General features: G+C 36.4%; 18 protein-coding genes. 15 read left to right on the top strand and 3 right to left on the bottom strand.

The window, feature by feature from the left end:
* Positions 1–486 precede the first annotated feature (486 nt).
* The 5 genes from hisA to pyrI are packed head-to-tail and all read left to right on the top strand — an operon-like array spanning position 487 to position 3,714.
* The gene (gene hisA, locus QZN33_RS05070; RefSeq protein ID WP_296789868.1) at positions 487–1,230 is read left to right on the top strand and encodes a 1-(5-phosphoribosyl)-5-[(5-phosphoribosylamino)methylideneamino]imidazole-4-carboxamide isomerase; all 744 of its coding nucleotides are present in this window, start codon (positions 487–489) and stop codon (positions 1,228–1,230) included.
* On the top strand, positions 1,227–1,691 hold the full coding sequence (locus tag QZN33_RS05065) for an FAD synthase (protein ID WP_296789872.1): 465 nt from the start codon (positions 1,227–1,229) through the stop codon (positions 1,689–1,691). The genes hisA and QZN33_RS05065 overlap by 4 nt, the downstream gene beginning before the upstream one ends.
* A gap of 10 nt (positions 1,692–1,701) precedes the next feature.
* Entirely contained in the window at positions 1,702–2,724 is a 1,023-nt protein-coding gene (gene argC, locus QZN33_RS05060; RefSeq protein WP_296789867.1) for an N-acetyl-gamma-glutamyl-phosphate reductase, read from the top strand.
* A gap of 13 nt (positions 2,725–2,737) precedes the next feature.
* Positions 2,738–3,232 carry a flavodoxin gene (locus QZN33_RS05055; protein WP_296789866.1) on the top strand — a complete coding sequence of 165 codons (495 nt, stop codon included), beginning with the start codon at positions 2,738–2,740 and terminating at the stop codon, positions 3,230–3,232.
* Positions 3,233–3,237: 5 nt separating this feature from the next.
* A complete protein-coding gene (pyrI, locus tag QZN33_RS05050) occupies positions 3,238–3,714 on the top strand; it encodes an aspartate carbamoyltransferase regulatory subunit (protein WP_296789865.1) in 477 nt (158 codons plus the stop codon).
* Between the two features lie 6 nt (positions 3,715–3,720).
* Here the strand turns inward: pyrI and QZN33_RS05045 are convergent, their stop codons facing one another.
* Positions 3,721–4,929, bottom strand: coding sequence for an FAD-dependent oxidoreductase (locus QZN33_RS05045; protein WP_296789864.1), 1,209 nt, complete (start codon positions 4,927–4,929; stop codon positions 3,721–3,723).
* 128 nt (positions 4,930–5,057) lie between these two features.
* On the opposite strand from QZN33_RS05045, the gene QZN33_RS05040 reads away from it, so the two are divergent.
* The 5 genes from QZN33_RS05040 (at position 5,058) to QZN33_RS05020 (ending at position 9,164) form a co-directional block, all read left to right on the top strand.
* On the top strand, positions 5,058–5,489 hold the full coding sequence (locus QZN33_RS05040; protein ID WP_296789863.1) for a hypothetical protein: 432 nt from the start codon (positions 5,058–5,060) through the stop codon (positions 5,487–5,489).
* 136 nt (positions 5,490–5,625) lie between these two features.
* A complete protein-coding gene (locus tag QZN33_RS05035; RefSeq protein ID WP_296789862.1) occupies positions 5,626–6,996 on the top strand; it encodes a TldD/PmbA family protein in 1,371 nt (456 codons plus the stop codon).
* The gene (locus QZN33_RS05030) at positions 6,996–7,553 is read left to right on the top strand and encodes a TIGR00296 family protein (RefSeq protein WP_296789861.1); all 558 of its coding nucleotides are present in this window, start codon (positions 6,996–6,998) and stop codon (positions 7,551–7,553) included. The genes QZN33_RS05035 and QZN33_RS05030 overlap by 1 nt, the downstream gene beginning before the upstream one ends.
* Positions 7,554–7,804: 251 nt before the next feature.
* Positions 7,805–8,734, top strand: coding sequence for a glycosyltransferase family 2 protein (locus QZN33_RS05025; protein WP_296789860.1), 930 nt, complete (start codon positions 7,805–7,807; stop codon positions 8,732–8,734).
* Between the two features lie 4 nt (positions 8,735–8,738).
* Entirely contained in the window at positions 8,739–9,164 is a 426-nt protein-coding gene (locus QZN33_RS05020; RefSeq protein WP_296789859.1) for a GtrA family protein, read from the top strand.
* 10 nt (positions 9,165–9,174) lie between these two features.
* Here QZN33_RS05020 and QZN33_RS05015 read toward each other — a convergent pair whose 3' ends face one another.
* A complete protein-coding gene (locus tag QZN33_RS05015; protein WP_296789858.1) occupies positions 9,175–10,752 on the bottom strand; it encodes a DUF2142 domain-containing protein in 1,578 nt (525 codons plus the stop codon).
* 263 nt (positions 10,753–11,015) lie between these two features.
* On the opposite strand from QZN33_RS05015, the gene QZN33_RS05010 reads away from it, so the two are divergent.
* The 5 genes from QZN33_RS05010 to QZN33_RS04990 all read left to right on the top strand — a co-directional run bounded on the left by QZN33_RS05010 (position 11,016) and on the right by QZN33_RS04990 (position 15,695).
* Complete coding sequence (locus QZN33_RS05010; RefSeq protein ID WP_296789857.1) at positions 11,016–12,047, top strand: NOG1 family protein; 1,032 nt, start codon at positions 11,016–11,018, stop codon at positions 12,045–12,047.
* A gap of 288 nt (positions 12,048–12,335) precedes the next feature.
* Positions 12,336–13,559 carry a nucleotide sugar dehydrogenase gene (locus QZN33_RS05005; RefSeq protein WP_296789856.1) on the top strand — a complete coding sequence of 408 codons (1,224 nt, stop codon included), beginning with the start codon at positions 12,336–12,338 and terminating at the stop codon, positions 13,557–13,559.
* Between the two features lie 175 nt (positions 13,560–13,734).
* Positions 13,735–13,890 carry a hypothetical protein gene (locus QZN33_RS05000; RefSeq protein ID WP_296789855.1) on the top strand — a complete coding sequence of 52 codons (156 nt, stop codon included), beginning with the start codon at positions 13,735–13,737 and terminating at the stop codon, positions 13,888–13,890.
* 191 nt (positions 13,891–14,081) lie between these two features.
* Positions 14,082–14,339 carry a C69 family dipeptidase gene (locus tag QZN33_RS04995; protein ID WP_296789854.1) on the top strand — a complete coding sequence of 86 codons (258 nt, stop codon included), beginning with the start codon at positions 14,082–14,084 and terminating at the stop codon, positions 14,337–14,339.
* Positions 14,340–15,695, top strand: coding sequence for a C69 family dipeptidase (locus QZN33_RS04990; protein ID WP_296789871.1), 1,356 nt, complete (start codon positions 14,340–14,342; stop codon positions 15,693–15,695).
* Between the two features lie 132 nt (positions 15,696–15,827).
* Here QZN33_RS04990 and QZN33_RS04985 read toward each other — a convergent pair whose 3' ends face one another.
* Entirely contained in the window at positions 15,828–16,856 is a 1,029-nt protein-coding gene (locus QZN33_RS04985) for a tRNA-dihydrouridine synthase (protein WP_296789853.1), read from the bottom strand.
* Positions 16,857–16,867 lie beyond the last annotated feature (11 nt).

The raw sequence follows: 16,867 nt of genomic DNA, 5'->3' as shown, positions 1-16,867 counted from the left end.
TTTCATTCATATCTAAAAAAAAATGAAAAAAACATCTACTCTTTTTTAAAACAACAATTAAAATCACATTTAATTGAATAATATCTCATTTATAATTACACATATATAAAAAATAAGAGAGAGCATTTGAAAAGTAATCGAATAACGAACTCAGAGCAATTTTCCAAAACCAAAACAATTTTACATAATCAAAGCAATTATTTAATAATCCAATAACAAAAAAAGTATACTGAATAAAAAATTCATGACATAAAATAGCCTCAAAAAAACGCAAATAAAATAAAACACAATAAAATTAATTAAAAAAGACAATACACCCAATAGTGCAATTCATCCACAACTTGCAGAAGTTGTGGTATTCTTGCATTTTAAAGATAAAATTATTTTTGAGTTCAATTCTATTTAAAAGGTGAACAAAAACAATACATATAAAACATTTCAAAACAAAAAATTATATTATAATAAAATATTACAGGAACAATGTAAATGTCATTTAAAAAAGATGAAATGTTAATAATGCCTGCAGTAGACATCAAGAACGGAAAATGCGTGCAGCTTGTTCAGGGAGAACCCGGAAGTGAAATGGTTGAAATAGAAAATCCTGAAAAAGTCGCCAAGCACTGGGAAGATTTAGGAGCTAAAAATATCCATGTCATCGATTTGGACGGAACAATAAACGGAATTGCAAGTTTCGACATTATCAAAAAGATACTGAGCGAAGTATCCGTTCCGATTCAGCTCGGAGGCGGAATCAGAAGCCTTGAATATGCCCGCCAGTTATTGGACCTTGACATTGAAAGGCTAATAATCGGAACTATGGGAATTCAACATCCGGAAACTATTACAAAACTATCAGAGGAATATGGCTCAGACAGGATAATGATTTCACTTGACAGCAAGGACAACAAGGTCGTTATCAAAGGCTGGCAGGAAAAGATTGACAAAAGCCCTGTTGAGCTTTCAGCTGAGTTTAAGGACCATGGTGCGGGCAGTATTCTGTTTACAAATGTTGACGTTGAAGGCCTTTTAGGCGGATTTTACACAGACCCTGTAGTAGAACTTAAAAAATCAGTAGATTTACCTGTTGTTTATTCCGGAGGAATTACAACAATAGATGACATTAAAAAATTAAATGAAAGTGGCGTGGAAGGAATCGTTATCGGTTCTGCACTTTATAAAGATAAAATTGATTTGACTGAAGCTTTAAAATATCAAAAGAGGCAAATATAATGAAAGTAATGGCGACCGGAACATTCGACATACTCCACCCGGGACACGGAGTTTATCTTGAAGAGTCCAGAAAACTTGGTGGAGAAGATGCTGAGCTTTATGTTGTTGTAGCAAGAGACGCTACTGTTGAAAGACGTAAAAGAGTGCCTATTGTTGGTGAAGACCAGCGTTTGGAATTAATCAAAATGCTAAAACCTGTAACTGATGCTTTTTTAGGTGATGCAAATGGAGACGTATTCAAAATCGTCAGAGAAATCGACCCAGACATCATTACAGTTGGAGCAGATCAAAATCATGACATTGACAAATTACAGGCTGCCATCGATAAAAGAGGTCTGAAAGCCAAAGCAGTTCGTATTGAAAAATACCGTGACTGCCAGCTGGACAGCAGCTGTAAGATTATTCGTAAAATACAAAATACCGATTTTAAAGGAAAAATTATGGATCATTGTGAAGATTAGGAGGATAAATATGTTTAAAGTAGCTATAATAGGAGCAAGCGGATATACTGGTGGAGAACTTTTAAGGATGCTTTTAAACCATCCTGAAGTGGAAGTGACTGACATTACATCAAGACAATATGATGGAACCCCTGCACATAAGATTCACCCTCACATAAGAGACTCAGGACTTGTATTTACAAACAAAAGTCCTTCAGATTTGGATGTTGATGTTGCATTTACTGCAACCCCTCACGGAGCATCAATGAAAATTGTTCCTGAACTTTTGGATAGTGGAATGAAAGTGGTTGACTTAAGCGGGGACTACAGATACCGTGACACAGCAGTCTATGAAAAATGGTATGGAATGGAACACACAGATTCCAAAAACAAAGGAGCATTCGGACTTCCGGAGCTCTACAGAGATGAAATCAAAAAGGCAGACCTTGTTGCAAATCCAGGATGTTTCCCTACAGGTGCAATTTTATCATCATATCCGTTGGTTAAAAATAATCTTGTAGACAGAATCATAATTGATTCAAAAACAGGAGTAAGCGGCGCTGGAGTTAAAGCCTCAGCAACTACACATTACCCTAACATTGCTGACAATGTTAATCCATACAAAATATCTTCACACAGACACATGTCTGAAATCCAGCAGGAACTGCACGGATTTGAAGACGTTAAAGTATCATTTACACCTCATCTGGTGCCTGTCATTAGAGGAATCCAGACAACTAGCCACAGCTTTTTAAATGATGAAAATATAGATATTACCCCTGATGAAATCAGAGACCTTTACATCAAGGAATACGGAGATGAATACTTTATAAAACTCATGGATGAAGGAGAAATTCCTCATTTAAGTTCTGTTAGAGGATCAAACTTTGTTCATATCGGCGGATTTGAAATTGATGAAACCGGAAGACTTGTAATGTTATCCTGCATCGACAATCTTGTCAAAGGAGCATCAGGTCAGGCCATACAGAACATGAACATTATCCTCGGCATTGAAGAAACTTCAGGTTTAACACATTTCGGTCTTCATCCTTAAAGGAAGAGATACAATGAAAACACTAATAATTTATTACTCAAACGGCGGAAAAACAGACCTGGTGGCAAGAACACTGGCTAAAAACTTGCACACTGACCTGCTCAGAGTCATTGATTTAAAACCTCGTGACGGATTTAAAAACAGACTGTTTTCATCAATCAATGCATTCAGAGAAACAAAAACTGAAATTTCTCCAAAAAGTGTCGATTTGACACCATATGACACAATATACTTCGGAACACCTACATGGAACGGCAATCCTACACCTGCAATTTTAACAATAATCGACAAATGCGATTTAAAAGGAAAGGACGTTATCCTGTTTGCAACAATGGATGCCAACCGTGGAGATTCAAACATTAAAAGACTTGAAGAAAAAGTTAAGATGCGTGGAGCCAGAGTTATTGAAAGCTTTGTAATTTCAACTAAAAACAAGGATCCTGAAAAATTGGCTTTTGATACTGAAACAATAATTGAAATGAAAGATTTGAAAATGTATAAAAGGTAGATTAAATGTCTAAAGATAAATCTGAACTGAAAATCAAAGCGATTGAAAACGGTACTGTAATCGACCACATTACTGCAAATAAGGCCTTGCACATCCTTAAAATTTTAGGCCTTCCTGATGAGGACACACATAATCTTACTGTTGCTATGAACGTTTCCTCAAAAGAAATCGGCAGAAAAGACATTTTGAAAATTGAAAATAGGGAATTGGACCACAGAGAACTTAATCAGGTTGCTTTAATTGCTCCTAAAGCTACTATAAACATTATCAGAAATTACGAACCTGTAAAAAAGGATAAAATTATACTTCCGGATAAGATTACATCAATTCTCAAATGTACAAATCCGAAATGTATTACAAATTATGAAAATGAGCCGATAACACCTATTTTTAATGTTATTGAAAAAAATCCTACTGTTGTAAGATGCCATTACTGTGAAAAATTAATAAAATCAGAAGATATCGATAAACAATTCGAATAATCTTCTTTATTTATTTATTAGATAATCCGCCAGCCTTTTAGCCAATGCAAGAATGGTTAAAATCGGCGGTTTACCAGGAGATATCGGAAGCACACTTGCATCACAGACATAGAGATTAGGAATTTCTGATTCGAGATTGCTGTCCAGAGCTTTTCCTATTTGTACTGTTCCACCAGGATGAGCTCCCCTATAAACAGTTGAACCTATGGTTGTCGGGTCAACTCCTGCTTTTTCTAAAATAAATCCTGCAGTGGCAACCCCCTCAGCAAGATATCTTATATCTTCAATGGTATTCTCTTTTCTGACAAAACCGTCCGTGTGGACATATCCTTTGCATTCATCAGGTGTTTTAACCATGATTGAAAGTATGTCCTTATCATCCACATCAGGATTGTCTATATTGCCTTTAATGAATGATGAGAAATGAGGGGATAAAACAAAGTTTTTGCCTTTAACCAGTGCGGCCATCTGAACTTCTGTATTGAAATTGATATCCTTGAGATATCCTCCAACAGTAACGAAGGGATCGAAAAAGATTTCACGGCCAATACCTGTCAGCCCCATGTTTTTCATAATTATTGGAGTCTGTATTGCACCTGCACAGAGAATGATTTTATCTGTTTTGATAAGATGCTCTTCATGGTCTTTAACGTATTTAACACCGCTTGCTTCCATATTACATAGAATAATATCAATGACTTCTGCTTCACATATAAGTTCTGCACCAGCTTCTACTGCTTCATCAACAAAGTCTTTTGCAGTCCATTTGGCATTTACAGGACATCCAAATGCACATTTTCCGCATTGGATACATTCTTCTTCACGTATAGCCTTCGGCATTTTTACAACATCAAGACCCAAATCACGGGCTGCATCTAAAAAGAGCTGTGTTCCACGACCGATATGAGAATCATCGAGCTCATGTACACCAACCAATTCTTCAACATATTCATATTCTTTTGTAAGGTCAATACCAAATTCATGCAGTTCTTCATCCAAAGCTCTTACCATATTAGCCATCGATACTGCAGTGGACCCTCCAACACAGGTTGTTGACAGCAAATCAACACCAGGAGCATATTTATCATAATAATTGAATGCATCTTTAGAGTCTATGTAAGGCCCTTTTTCTAATATTACAACTTTCTTACCATTTTTTGCAAGTTCACGGGCCAATAATCCGCCACCAGCACCAGTTCCGACAATAACAAACATTTTACTTCACCAAAAATATATCATTTGTTATATATTTATTTCATAGTATAAAAACATTTTAGGATACATTATAAACAATGATTAAATTTATTTAGTTATACCTAAATATATTAAATCAGGAGATAATGATGAAAATTTCAAAATTAGTAATCATAGCTTTAATGCTAGTCTGTACAATTGGAATCGTGTCAGCTGCAGATTTACCTGAGTTAAAAGTACCGGATAAATTCACAAATTTAGATGGTGAATCTTACTCTAATCAGGCAGAAGGCATAGAAATAGAAGTGTTTGGTGAAAATTTAACCGAAATATTTACAAATGATACTGAATTAAAATTTACAATAACTCCCGGTAAAATAAACAATACGTATAATTACACCGATGGAACAAACAACATGATCGGAATTTCAGAATTAGTTACAATCGATGGCAAACATTATGTCGTTGAAGTGTGGAAAGACAGCAAAGACACCGACATAAGTCTCGACAAACTCTACGACACACTGGAAGAAGTCAACAAGCTAAACAATCTTACACCGGAAGACATATCAACATTATGAATAAGACTTTAACGTCTTATTCCACTTCTTTTTTAAAAACAACACCCCATACTCATCACTGAAAACCCTTAAAAAAAACTTTATAAATAAGTTGAAAGTATAATATATTACGTTAATGAAAATTTGAGGGATTAAAATGGAAGAATATATTTCTTTATTTGAAAAAGTTATTGAAGATACAAGCCCCAAAGTAGATTACATAGATATCCGCTCCGGAATCAGTGACAACACATCCATATTAATGAAAGACGGAAATGTGGATGAAATCAACACTGGAATGAGTTTAGGTGCAAGAATCAGAGTGTTGAACAATGGAGCCTGGGGATTTGCATACACCACAGACTTATCAAAACTTAATGATATTACTGAAACCGCAATAAAGTTATCCTCTTCACTTAAAGGAGATGTAAAACTAAGTGAAAGTGAAGTCATCAAAGATAAAACTGCAGTTGACGTTAAAATACCATTCAAAGATGTTTCTATCGATGAGAAAAAGGAAATGATGAAAGAGGCAAGTGATGCCGCCACCATCGATAAGGTCAACAGTACCACAGCAGGATACAGTGACAGTGAAATAAATGAACTGTTCATGAACAGCGAAGGGTCCCAAATCCAGGTTAAAACATCCAGAATAAGAATGGCATTGAATGCATCTGCAACAGACGGTGAAATAATCCAGTTCGGACATGGAAGTCTCGGAGGAGTAAAAGGATTTGAAGCTGTTGCTGAACGTGACCTTGAAGAGTTCGGCCGCAGCATCGGTGAAAAAGCAGTAAGGCTTCTTGATGCCAAACCTGCCCCTTCAGGACAGTTTACAGTAGTTGCTGATCCGGAACTTACAGGAGTTTTAATCCACGAAGCGCTCGGACATGCTACCGAAGGGGATTTGATTTTGCAAAACGATTCAATCCTTAAAGGCAGAATCGGTGAGCAGATTGCATCAGACATTGTAAACATCTTTGACGATGCAAGCCGTAAGGACGGATTCGGATATTACCCTTATGATGTTGAAGGAGTCAAAACAAAACCTAATCAGCTGGTTAAGGACGGCAAACTGATTTCACTTTTAAATTCAAGAGAAACATCATCACAGCTCGGAATGAAATCATCCGGAAATGCAAGATCAATCATTTCTGAAAAACCGATTGTTAGAATGAGCAACACTTACCTCCAGCCTGGAGACAATACATTTGAGGAACTGATTGAAGATATCCCTGACGGAATATATCTTAAAGGTTCCAGAGGAGGTCAGGTGGATACAGGTAAAGGAATATTCCAGTTCAATGCCGCTGAAGGATATCTTATTGAAAACGGCGAGCTTAAAACACCTCTAAGAGACGTTTCACTTTCCGGAAACATTCTTGAAACACTTAAAAATATCGATGCAATAGGAAATGACTTTAAGTTAAGCGTCGGATTCTGCGGAAAAGGAGGTCAGACTGCTCCGGTTGGTGATGGTGGACCACACACAAGAATATTGAATGCATTAGTTGGAGGAATGGGATAATGTTAACAGACCGAGCAGGAAATTACCTGGTTAAAATAGCTAAAGAAGCAATTGAACATTATATTGAAACAAAAGAAAAAATGGAAATACCTGAAGGTTATCCTATTGAACTTGATGAGAAATTAGGAGTTTTTGTCACACTTAATAAAAACAACGCTTTAAGAGGCTGTATAGGATATGCAGAACCTATTGAACCTGCAATCAAAGCAACAATTGATGTTGCAATTGCAGCTGCATTCAACGACCCTAGATTCAGTGCAGTTACCAAAGATGAGTTTCAGATACTTGACTTTGAAGTGACCGTTTTAACAAAACCTGAACTTATTGAAGTGGCACATCCCGACCAGTACTTTGAAGAGATTGAAATCGGCACTGACGGCCTTATTATACAGAAAGGATATTCAAGAGGCCTTCTGCTTCCACAGGTTGCAACCGAAAACGCATTTACAATTGAAGAGTTTTTAGAACACACCTGCATGAAAGCGGGAATCAGTGCAGACAGCTGGATGGATGAAAGCTGTGACGTGTACAAATTCCAGGGACAGATTTTCAAATAATCATGCGAGAAATGGCATCACTTGTTGGTGCCATTAAATCAAAAATTTAAACAAGCAAATTAATAGAAACACCACAATCCACTCAAATTAATGAGTCTGAATTAAAGAATTATAGACTTCAATGAAAAGTTATCTGAAATCTGCAGACAGATACACATGATTTAAGAAAATATTTTTGAAATAACTAAAATCACCATTTTAAATTGCGATTTTACATCAGATATAAATTAAATAAAAACCTATATTATTTTATGAAAACTGTAATCCTAATTCCCTGTTATAATGAGGCAGCAACTATCGAAAAAGTTGTATGTGATTTTAAAAAAAATATGCCTCATGCAGATATCTATGTCTATGACAACAACTCAACTGACAATACCGGAGAAATAGCACAAAGAGCAGGGGCAATAGTAAGAAAAGAATACAGGCAGGGAAAAGGAAATGTAGTACGGTCAATGTTTCATGACATCAAAGCAGACTGTTACATCATGGTTGACGGAGATGACACATATCCCGCCGAAGCTGCACCGATATTTGAACAGATAATCCTGGACAAGCAGGCAGATATGATAATTGGAGACAGACTGTCCTCAACCTATTTTGAAGAAAACGACAGACGATTTCACAACAGCGGAAACAAATTCGTTCGTGGATCAATCAACACGTTTTTCAAAAGCGACCTTCATGACATAATGACCGGAATGAGAGCATTCAACTATGAATTCGTCAAGTCATTTCCAATCCGCTCAAAGGAATTTGAAATCGAAACCGAAATGAGCGTGTTTGCACTTATGAACAATTTCGTAATCAAGGAAATACCTATTGAATACCGTGACCGTAAGGAAGGAAGTGAATCCAAACTTAACACTTACCGTGACGGATTTAAAGTTATCAGAATGATTTTTGCACTGATACGTGATCAGCGCCCTCTGATGTTCTTTTCAGTCATGGCACTGATTTTACTAATCATTGCAGGAATATACTTTTTCCCAATACTTTTCAAGTTTTTCAGTACCGGTTACGTGCTTCAGATTCCTACACTGATTGTAATATCCACAGTAGTAATCATTGCGGCAGTGACATTCTTTGCGGGAGTCATACTGCATGTTTTAAAACATCATCATGCAGAGGAACTTGAACGCCACCTTATTTTACTGAACGAAATGAAAAAAGAGGAATGAGATTTTGATTAACAAGCTTTTCAAAGACCCTACAGACAATATTATTATTCAGCTTTTCAGATACGTTTTCGTTGGAGGTACTGCATTTGCTGTAGATTTCTTCTTCCTTTACTTTTTCAGCGACATCTGCGGAATCTACTATCTCATATCAGCAATATTCTCATTCATAATATCCGTTCTTGTAAATTATGTAATGAGCACAAAATGGGTGTTCAACCAGGACAACATAGAAAACAAGGTTGTGGAATTTAACCTCTTTTTACTGATAAGTACAATAGGACTGGTATTTACTGAAATACTGCTTTATCTGTTTACCGACGTTTTAGGAATGTATTACCTGATTTCAAAAATCATCTCAGCAATAATTGTTCTTTTCTGGAACTTTTTAGCAAGAAGAGTAATGTTTTACGGTAAAAATTTTATAAAATAAAAAAAAAGAATTAATAGTATTTAGTGGCAAAAGCCAAAATAAGGGTTGCCATAAATCCTATTATTAAAATCATCGCATGCTTATCCTTGAAGCGGTCAAGCGGTTCTATTTTTAACGATACAATTATCGGAAGCAGAGCAAACAGCGGAATGAAATACCTCGTACTGATACCGAGATTCAACTGTCCGACATCAGCCCATGTCAGAAGTTGTATGAAACATGTTCCGATATATATGATAAGTGAAATTGCAAGAACGCCAAGTCTTGTTTTCAAGCTGAAATCAGTCTTTCTTGGATAGAATATCAGTGTGACGACAAGGAATATCCAGATAAGGACTGTAATGAATGTATATGAATCTGCATAATGCTGTCCGTTTGCAGCAGAGAAGAAATTAAATACTCCATTAATTGTAATTCCTATAGTATATGTGAAAATTGACCTGAAGAATCTCACGATAAACCAAGGATGATTCAGGACATACTCAAGCTGACGATGGGAATCCATATAATTGAGTTTTGATCTCCATGAGTGCATCAGCGCCGGTTCTGAATATGTACTCCACAGCACACCTATCAGACCTACAATGAAAACCCCTAAAAGCATGTATTTTAATATTCCCTCATTCTTGAAGTTTGCTTTTGGAACAAGCAATATCAGGAACACAAATGTAAGATATGGGAGCTTACAAAGTCCTAAAAGCAGTGAAAGCCCACAGAATAGTGCAACATGCTTAGTGTCGAGCGACCCGGGTTCTGACTTATATAAATATATGAAATAAGCTATCGTAAGTATAGACAGCCCTATTATCATCGAATCTATACTGACAGATGCCGCCTGATAAATCGAAATAGGTATACATGCAACAGCAAGAAGTGGAATCTTCAATGCAGGAGCGATTTTAACAGCCCTGGATATGATAAATGCATAGAAAATCAGATTGCATATCCTTCCAAGCCACAGCATCCATATGACATTCATGTTAAATATCTTCGCTATGAAAACACCCAACGCCTGAGGAAGATATCCGTAAAATGGATTCTGCTCAAATGCAGATCCGTCAAGCATTGTCTTATGGCTTATAGGCTTCGTATCATCAGGAGTATCAAAAACCGTATGTCCCAGATTGTTTAAAAAGAACATATGGCTTGCAGTCGTGTTGAATCCCACATCCTTATTGAGGACATTGCTGTATTTTCCGTCGGTCTTGTTGTACAGCTGAGTGAGATTGTTTGGTCCGTCTTCCCAATGAGGAAATATTATCCCCCGAGAAGTAATTTCCGCGCGCGTAAGGTGCTCAAGCTCATCACTTACATCTGCAATAGGTACAATCAATGCAGACAATAAACCAAAGCACAAAATAATCACAAATGCAACCTTATAGAGTTCCGTATCCGAGTCATGCATGAAATAATAAACAATACAGAGCACTCCTAAAATTGCAACAATAATAAATGCAGCTATCACAATCTGAGGATTCTCAAAATTTTTAGCTGAAAGCGTCGAAGCTAAAGTGATTGTGATAAAAATTAAATAAATTATCCAATATTTTTTGGATTTGACAAATAAATTAGCAAAATTGTTAAACATACTCTCATTTAGATTTATTGAAAAAATATTATTTAAATATTTACTTTGAAAACTACAATAGCTTTAAATCCTGTAGATACAATGTATTCAACAAGATAATAGAACACATATAACTAAAACTTTTCAATCTCAAAATTAGAACCAATACCCGAAACTTTTTAATTGAAGAAATTGAAATTGCCATAACTTTAATTAACCATCCCAATCAAAAAGTATTACAGAACTTACAAAAGATATAAACAAATGAATTTAATGTGATAATTATGATGATACCAACCATACCTACGACTAAAGAGCTGTTGGACAAAGGATTTAGCCGTGGGAAAAAACAGGCAGACCTTGTAAGAAGTCAAAAAATGCCTAAACACCTAAAAGGTAAAAGAATTGAAGAGAGAAGAGTAGTGACTTCATGCCAAGTCATTAAAGACAAGCTGAAATCAATATTAGACGCCGTTCCCGAAATTGAAAGTCTCCATCCCTTCTATCAGGACTACATTGACATAACCGTCGGAGTAGATGATATGAAACAAGCTCTTGGAGGACTTAACTGGGCTTACGGAATTATTACACAGCTTGAAAAGGAATATGGTGCAAAAATCAGGAAAAATCCATCTGAAAGGGCAACTGCCATTCAAAAGGAAGCTTACGGAAGAATCGCATCTGTTGTGGAAAAGATTAAAAAAGATTTGGATTTTCTCGATTTTGCAAAGCAGAATTTAAGAAATATGCCTACAATTGACTTTGATGCAACCACAATCGTTATTGCAGGTTTTCCGAATGTTGGTAAATCAACACTCCTAAGACAGATTACAGGAGCCGACCCTCAGGTTGCTAACTATCCTTTTACAACAAAAGGTATCCAGATTGGACATACCGAGATGCACTGGAGAAGCATACAGATTATAGACACACCAGGATTATTAGACAGACCTGTTCTTGAGATGAATGACATTGAGATGAACGCTATTGTAGCTCTTGAGCATTTGGCGGATGCTATTTTATTTATCTTTGATGCATCTGAAACCTGCGGATTCCATCTGGACAATCAGTATAACCTCTTAAAGCAGATTGAAAAGATTTTTTCCGAAATTCCAGTATATTATCTTTTTAACAAAATGGATCTTGTTGAAGACTCAGAATATCTCAATGAATATATTGACAATGAAGACAATTCCATTTTCATCTCAGCTATCGAAGGTGAAGGAATAGATGAAATCAACAAGGTAATACGTACAATCAAAAAGATTGAGCGTGTAGTTGATGAAGAAGAAGATGACGATGACGAATATTACTGATTCAATACGGGTTAAATTGCTTTAAGCATAATAACCCCTAATTTTTTATTTTTAATAGATATGCCAACACCACAACATTGACTGAACAAATCTAAACCCCCATTACAAATCCATTAAAAACAAAATTCAAGAAAGTTTTTTAAATAAGAAACATAAACTATAAACATAAACTATTTTTAGAAATTCAATAGTGTTTGAAGTGAATATTTTCAGTTAAATATTCAAAACTTCAAAAAATGCCTTAAAATTAAGCATTAAAATAAAATGTATGAAAGGAGAAAATTTAATATGAAAATTACAGTTGCTGGTGTAGGATATGTAGGATTATCCCTTGCAGTCCTTTTAGCTCAAAAACATGAAGTTACAGCCATTACAACAACAGAATCAAAAGCTGAAAAGCTCAATGAGTTCATAAGCCCTATTCAGGATGATGAAATAGAAAGATTTTTTAATGAAGTCCGCAACGGCGAACGTGAACTGAATCTTCACACAACAACAGACAAGGAAGCCGCTTATAAAAGTGCAGACCTGGTCATTATAGCCACACCTACAAATTACGATGATGTCAATCATTTCTTTGACACCTCTGCAGTTGAAGATGCAATAGAATGGACATTGAAAGTCAATCCTGATGTTTTAATGGTTATCAAATCAACAATTCCTGTCGGATATACCGAATCAGTACGTGAAAAGTATGGCGTGGACAACATCATATTCAGCCCGGAATTTTTACGTGAATCAAAAGCGCTTTATGACAATCTCCATCCAAGCCGTATAGTTGTCGGATGTGACGACAACCAGATGGAAGAAGGTCAGATGTTTGCTGATTTGCTTTTAGAAGGAGCCAGAGAAGAGGAAAAAAGAGCAGGTATGGCCGAACAGGACATTCCTATATTGCTGGCACATCTCACAGAAGCAGAAGCAATCAAGCTTTTCGCTAATACATATCTTGCAGTCAGAGTCAGCTACTTCAATGAGCTTGATACCTATGCACAGACCAAAGGTCTTGACACTCAGATGATTATAGACGGAGTATGTATGGATCCCCGTATCGGAGGACACTACAACAACCCTTCATTCGGATACGGTGGATACTGCCTTCCTAAAGATACAAAACAGCTTTTGGCAAACTATAAAGATGTTCCGCAGACCATGATTGAAGCGGTAGTCAATTCCAACTCAGTACGTAAGGAATTCATTGCTGACCAGATTATTTCAAGAAATCCGAAAACAGTCGGCGTTTACAGACTTACAATGAAGAGTAACAGTGACAATTTCCGTGCATCAGCTATTCAGGGCGTCATGAAACGTATCAAAGCTGAAGGAATACCAATTATTATCTATGAGCCAACACTTGATGACGGAAGCGAATTTTTCAAATCCGAAGTAGTCAATGATATTGACCGTTTCAAATCAGAAAGTGACGTAATCCTTGCAAACCGTTTTGATTCAGACATTCTCGGCGATGTTGCAGACAAGGTTTACACAAGAGACCTCTTCAGAAGAGACTAAACAATTTAAAAGTGTTTAATGCCCTTAAACACTACCTATTTTTTTCTTTATTCTATTTTTTTCCACACATTATCTAATTATGAACATTAAAATGAAAATTACATTAATTTCTGAAAGAATTATTTAAATAACATGAAATTTATATAAAATATTGAAAATATTATGGAGGGAGAAAATGGAAAGGTGGTTAAGCAGCCTACTTGCAGGGATATTCTGTTTGATAATTTCAATAGCATTAATTGTGATGAATGGAAGAATCACAGCAGGAGCCGTTGCATCATTTATCCTATTTTTCATTGGTGCAGTCAGTGCAATGAGATTAAAGCCTTAACATAGGGCTTTTTAAATTATTTTTAATCTATTTTTTATTTTAAGCAATACCCCAATTATTTTTTAAACTCCGGTACTAATCTTTTTTTAATCATACTCAAATAAACTGATTATTTTTCAGCAAAATTAAAATAAACATAAATACTTAAGACCAGAAAAATATGATTAGAAAACTTTGTTTAGGAGAATTTTATGATTAAATCGAAACATTTATCGCAAAAGCTGATAGTTCTGGTTATCTGCGGACTTCTTTTGTGCAGTATGCAGGCCTGCTTTGCATGTACTGCAGTATATGTGGGTCCGGACGTCAGCGCTGACGGTTCAATAATTTTTGCCAGATCAAATGACTATCAGGAAGTTTGGGGAAATCACATCACAATAACGCCCCGAGTAGAAAATCAGCCGGGCAGATTTATGCCTGTAAACGATAACGGAAGTGTACAGACCTAAATTCCGGCAACCACTTACAAATACACCGCCACACCATATATGAACAGCACACAGGCATACAAAGATGGCAGTCCGGATGCAGCCGCATGCACAAATGAATACGGAGTATCAATGTCAATGTCAGTTACAGCATTTCCAAATAAGGATGCATTGAAAGCGGACCCTCTGGAAGAAGGAGGAATTTGTGAAGATGCTGCAGTAGACCTTGTTATTTGTCAGAGCAAAACTGCAAGAGAAGCTGTAGAACCTCTTTGCAAAATCATAGACAAATACGGAAGCGGCGAATCCAATATTGCCATAATCGCTGATCAAAACGAAGTATGGTATGTTGAGATGTATACCGGACACCAGTATGCAGCAGTGAAATTGCCTAAAGACAAAGTAGCAGTCTTCGGCAATGAATATTCACTGGAATACTTATCCGATTATGAAGAAAACATCACATCCAAAGACCTAATCAGTCTTGCAGAAGAGAAAAGCTTTGCTGTAAACGGTACAGATAATGAGATTAATCTCTTTGAAACATATTCCGGAAAAGAGATGACAACAGAGTACTCCCACATGAGAACCTGGATAGGACACAAGATTTTAGCTCCTTCAAAATACAATTCAAACTATGATCATAATACCATGTATCCACTCTGTTTTTCACCGGACAAGGACGTTTCGCTCCAGGATGTCTGTCAGCTTCTTAGAAACAGATATGAAGGAACAGAATATTCCCCCGATGAAACTGGTAGGGTCGATGTGAGAGTCATCGGTTCAGATACCACCTTAAGCGCTCACGTGATACAGGTGTTCCCTAATCTGCTTGCAGAAATGTCATGTATCAACTGGATCAGTTCAGGTCCACCAGTATATGGAGTTTTCATACCGGTATCCAACGACTGTACAAATGTCAGTGAAGCTTATGGGGCTGACCAGCCTGCAGAGGACAAGGAAGTCTTTGATACAGAAAACTATCCGTATTATACATTTAAAGAACTTTGTACAAACTGTCTAGGACCGGACAACTACAAAATTTATGGAGAACCTGTGCAGAACTACTGGAAAAAAGCGGAAAGCAATATGTTCGACGGAATGAGTAAAGTTATCGAAAAAGCTTCAAAAATTAATGACAGTGATGTCAGGGCAAGCTATATCACTTCATACTGCAATGATATGCAGAACAAAGCATTTGAAGACGGAAAACAGATACTCAACGATGTAATCTGGACTCAAAACAAAAACAGGAACACATTTAAAATCGAAAGAAATCCTGAAACACATCAGATGACCGGAAAACAGGTAGAAATACCTCCGATGAACATAACACTTGATGCATCAAAATACAAATATGTTCCTTCAGCACAGTAGTGAGCTGATGCAAAGTAAGGAATTCATTTTCCTTACCTTTTTCTTTTTTTAAAAACTCTTAAAAAATAGTTTTTAGTGAATTTGAATTATAACTTAAATGATTTTCAAAAAAAAGTATGGAAAAATACTGAATTAAGATTTTTTGTAATATTCAGGACTGCATGGCTTTAAATGGCACGTACTTGTTTTTTTCGCATAGCAGTTGTGACATGTCTGACAAAAGCTTTCGCCGTTACCGTTGACCTGCCATTCAACCAAAAAGGTAGGATCAGCAATAAATGGCCTCTGCATTGAAACAAAATCGATGTCAGTCTGATTTAAAAGTTCATTTATTCTGTTTTGACTGTTGAGCCCGCCACCATAGATTACCGGAATATCCACTTCTTTTATAATTCTGTCTGCAGCTTCCACCAGAGGAATTTCACCTGCCTTATCACGTGTTAAAACATACTGGGAATGAGGACAGGTAATCTGAAGTGAATCGGCACCATGTTTTTCGAGCAGTTTTGCAATTTCAACTGCTTCATCAACAGTCATTCCATCTCGGTCAAATGCATTGATTCTGCAGTTTATATGCAGTTTGGTGTTATGCTTTAAAACTTTAATTATTTCAAGAATCATGCGCAGGCGATTTAATGTGTTTCCACCATACTTATCCTCACGTTTGTTAACTGAAGGATTTATAAAACGGCTAAAGAAAAAACTGTTGCCCATTGCAATCTGGATGCCGTCAAAACCTGCAAAATCCATTTTTTCAGCGGCAATGATAAAATCAGTCTGTATTTTTCTAATATCTTCAACTGACAAATCATTAACACTAACGTTTTGCTCCGTTCTTTTGTTGCACTCGATTGAACCCAGTTGGGCAAAGATTGGAACTCCATAGATATGGACCATATCAGTGAGGTCCTTAGCTTCACGCACAAAACGAGTGTAGTTAGTTGTAAGAGCATATTTTGAATAGGCATCACGGGCAACGAAAGTAAACAGTTCAGTAATTATCAATCCGACACCGCTTGCAGCGATGTTTTCATATCTTGTATATATTTCAGGAGTCAGATTGCCTGCAGATTCCCTTTCTGATTCCCACAAACCTGTTCTGACAACTCTGCTGTTAAGCTTTAAATTTCCAAAATCACAGTAATCAAACAAATCTTTCATAATTATAATTA

This window comes from uncultured Methanobrevibacter sp. (assembly GCF_900314615.1).
In the GTDB taxonomy this organism is placed as follows: Archaea; Methanobacteriota; Methanobacteria; order Methanobacteriales; family Methanobacteriaceae; genus Methanocatella.
This window is presented reverse-complemented; position numbering and strand designations above follow the sequence as displayed.

Excerpts from the sequence above, each read along its gene's own strand:
- hisA (WP_296789868.1), top strand. The coding sequence starts at position 487 with ATGTCATTTAAAAAAGATGAAATGTTAATAATGCCTGCAGTAGACATC.
- argC (WP_296789867.1), top strand. The coding sequence starts at position 1,702 with ATGTTTAAAGTAGCTATAATAGGAGCAAGCGGATATACTGGTGGAGAA.
- QZN33_RS05055 (WP_296789866.1), top strand. The coding sequence starts at position 2,738 with ATGAAAACACTAATAATTTATTACTCAAACGGCGGAAAAACAGACCTG.
- pyrI (WP_296789865.1), top strand. The coding sequence starts at position 3,238 with ATGTCTAAAGATAAATCTGAACTGAAAATCAAAGCGATTGAAAACGGT.
- QZN33_RS05045 (WP_296789864.1), bottom strand. The coding sequence starts at position 4,929 with ATGTTTGTTATTGTCGGAACTGGTGCTGGTGGCGGATTATTGGCCCGT.
- QZN33_RS05040 (WP_296789863.1), top strand. The coding sequence starts at position 5,058 with ATGAAAATTTCAAAATTAGTAATCATAGCTTTAATGCTAGTCTGTACA.
- QZN33_RS05035 (WP_296789862.1), top strand. The coding sequence starts at position 5,626 with ATGGAAGAATATATTTCTTTATTTGAAAAAGTTATTGAAGATACAAGC.
- QZN33_RS05030 (WP_296789861.1), top strand. The coding sequence starts at position 6,996 with ATGTTAACAGACCGAGCAGGAAATTACCTGGTTAAAATAGCTAAAGAA.
- QZN33_RS05025 (WP_296789860.1), top strand. The coding sequence starts at position 7,805 with ATGAAAACTGTAATCCTAATTCCCTGTTATAATGAGGCAGCAACTATC.
- QZN33_RS05015 (WP_296789858.1), bottom strand. The coding sequence starts at position 10,752 with ATGTTTAACAATTTTGCTAATTTATTTGTCAAATCCAAAAAATATTGG.
- QZN33_RS05010 (WP_296789857.1), top strand. The coding sequence starts at position 11,016 with ATGATGATACCAACCATACCTACGACTAAAGAGCTGTTGGACAAAGGA.
- QZN33_RS05005 (WP_296789856.1), top strand. The coding sequence starts at position 12,336 with ATGAAAATTACAGTTGCTGGTGTAGGATATGTAGGATTATCCCTTGCA.
- QZN33_RS05000 (WP_296789855.1), top strand. The coding sequence starts at position 13,735 with ATGGAAAGGTGGTTAAGCAGCCTACTTGCAGGGATATTCTGTTTGATA.
- QZN33_RS04995 (WP_296789854.1), top strand. The coding sequence starts at position 14,082 with ATGATTAAATCGAAACATTTATCGCAAAAGCTGATAGTTCTGGTTATC.
- QZN33_RS04985 (WP_296789853.1), bottom strand. The coding sequence starts at position 16,856 with ATGAAAGATTTGTTTGATTACTGTGATTTTGGAAATTTAAAGCTTAAC.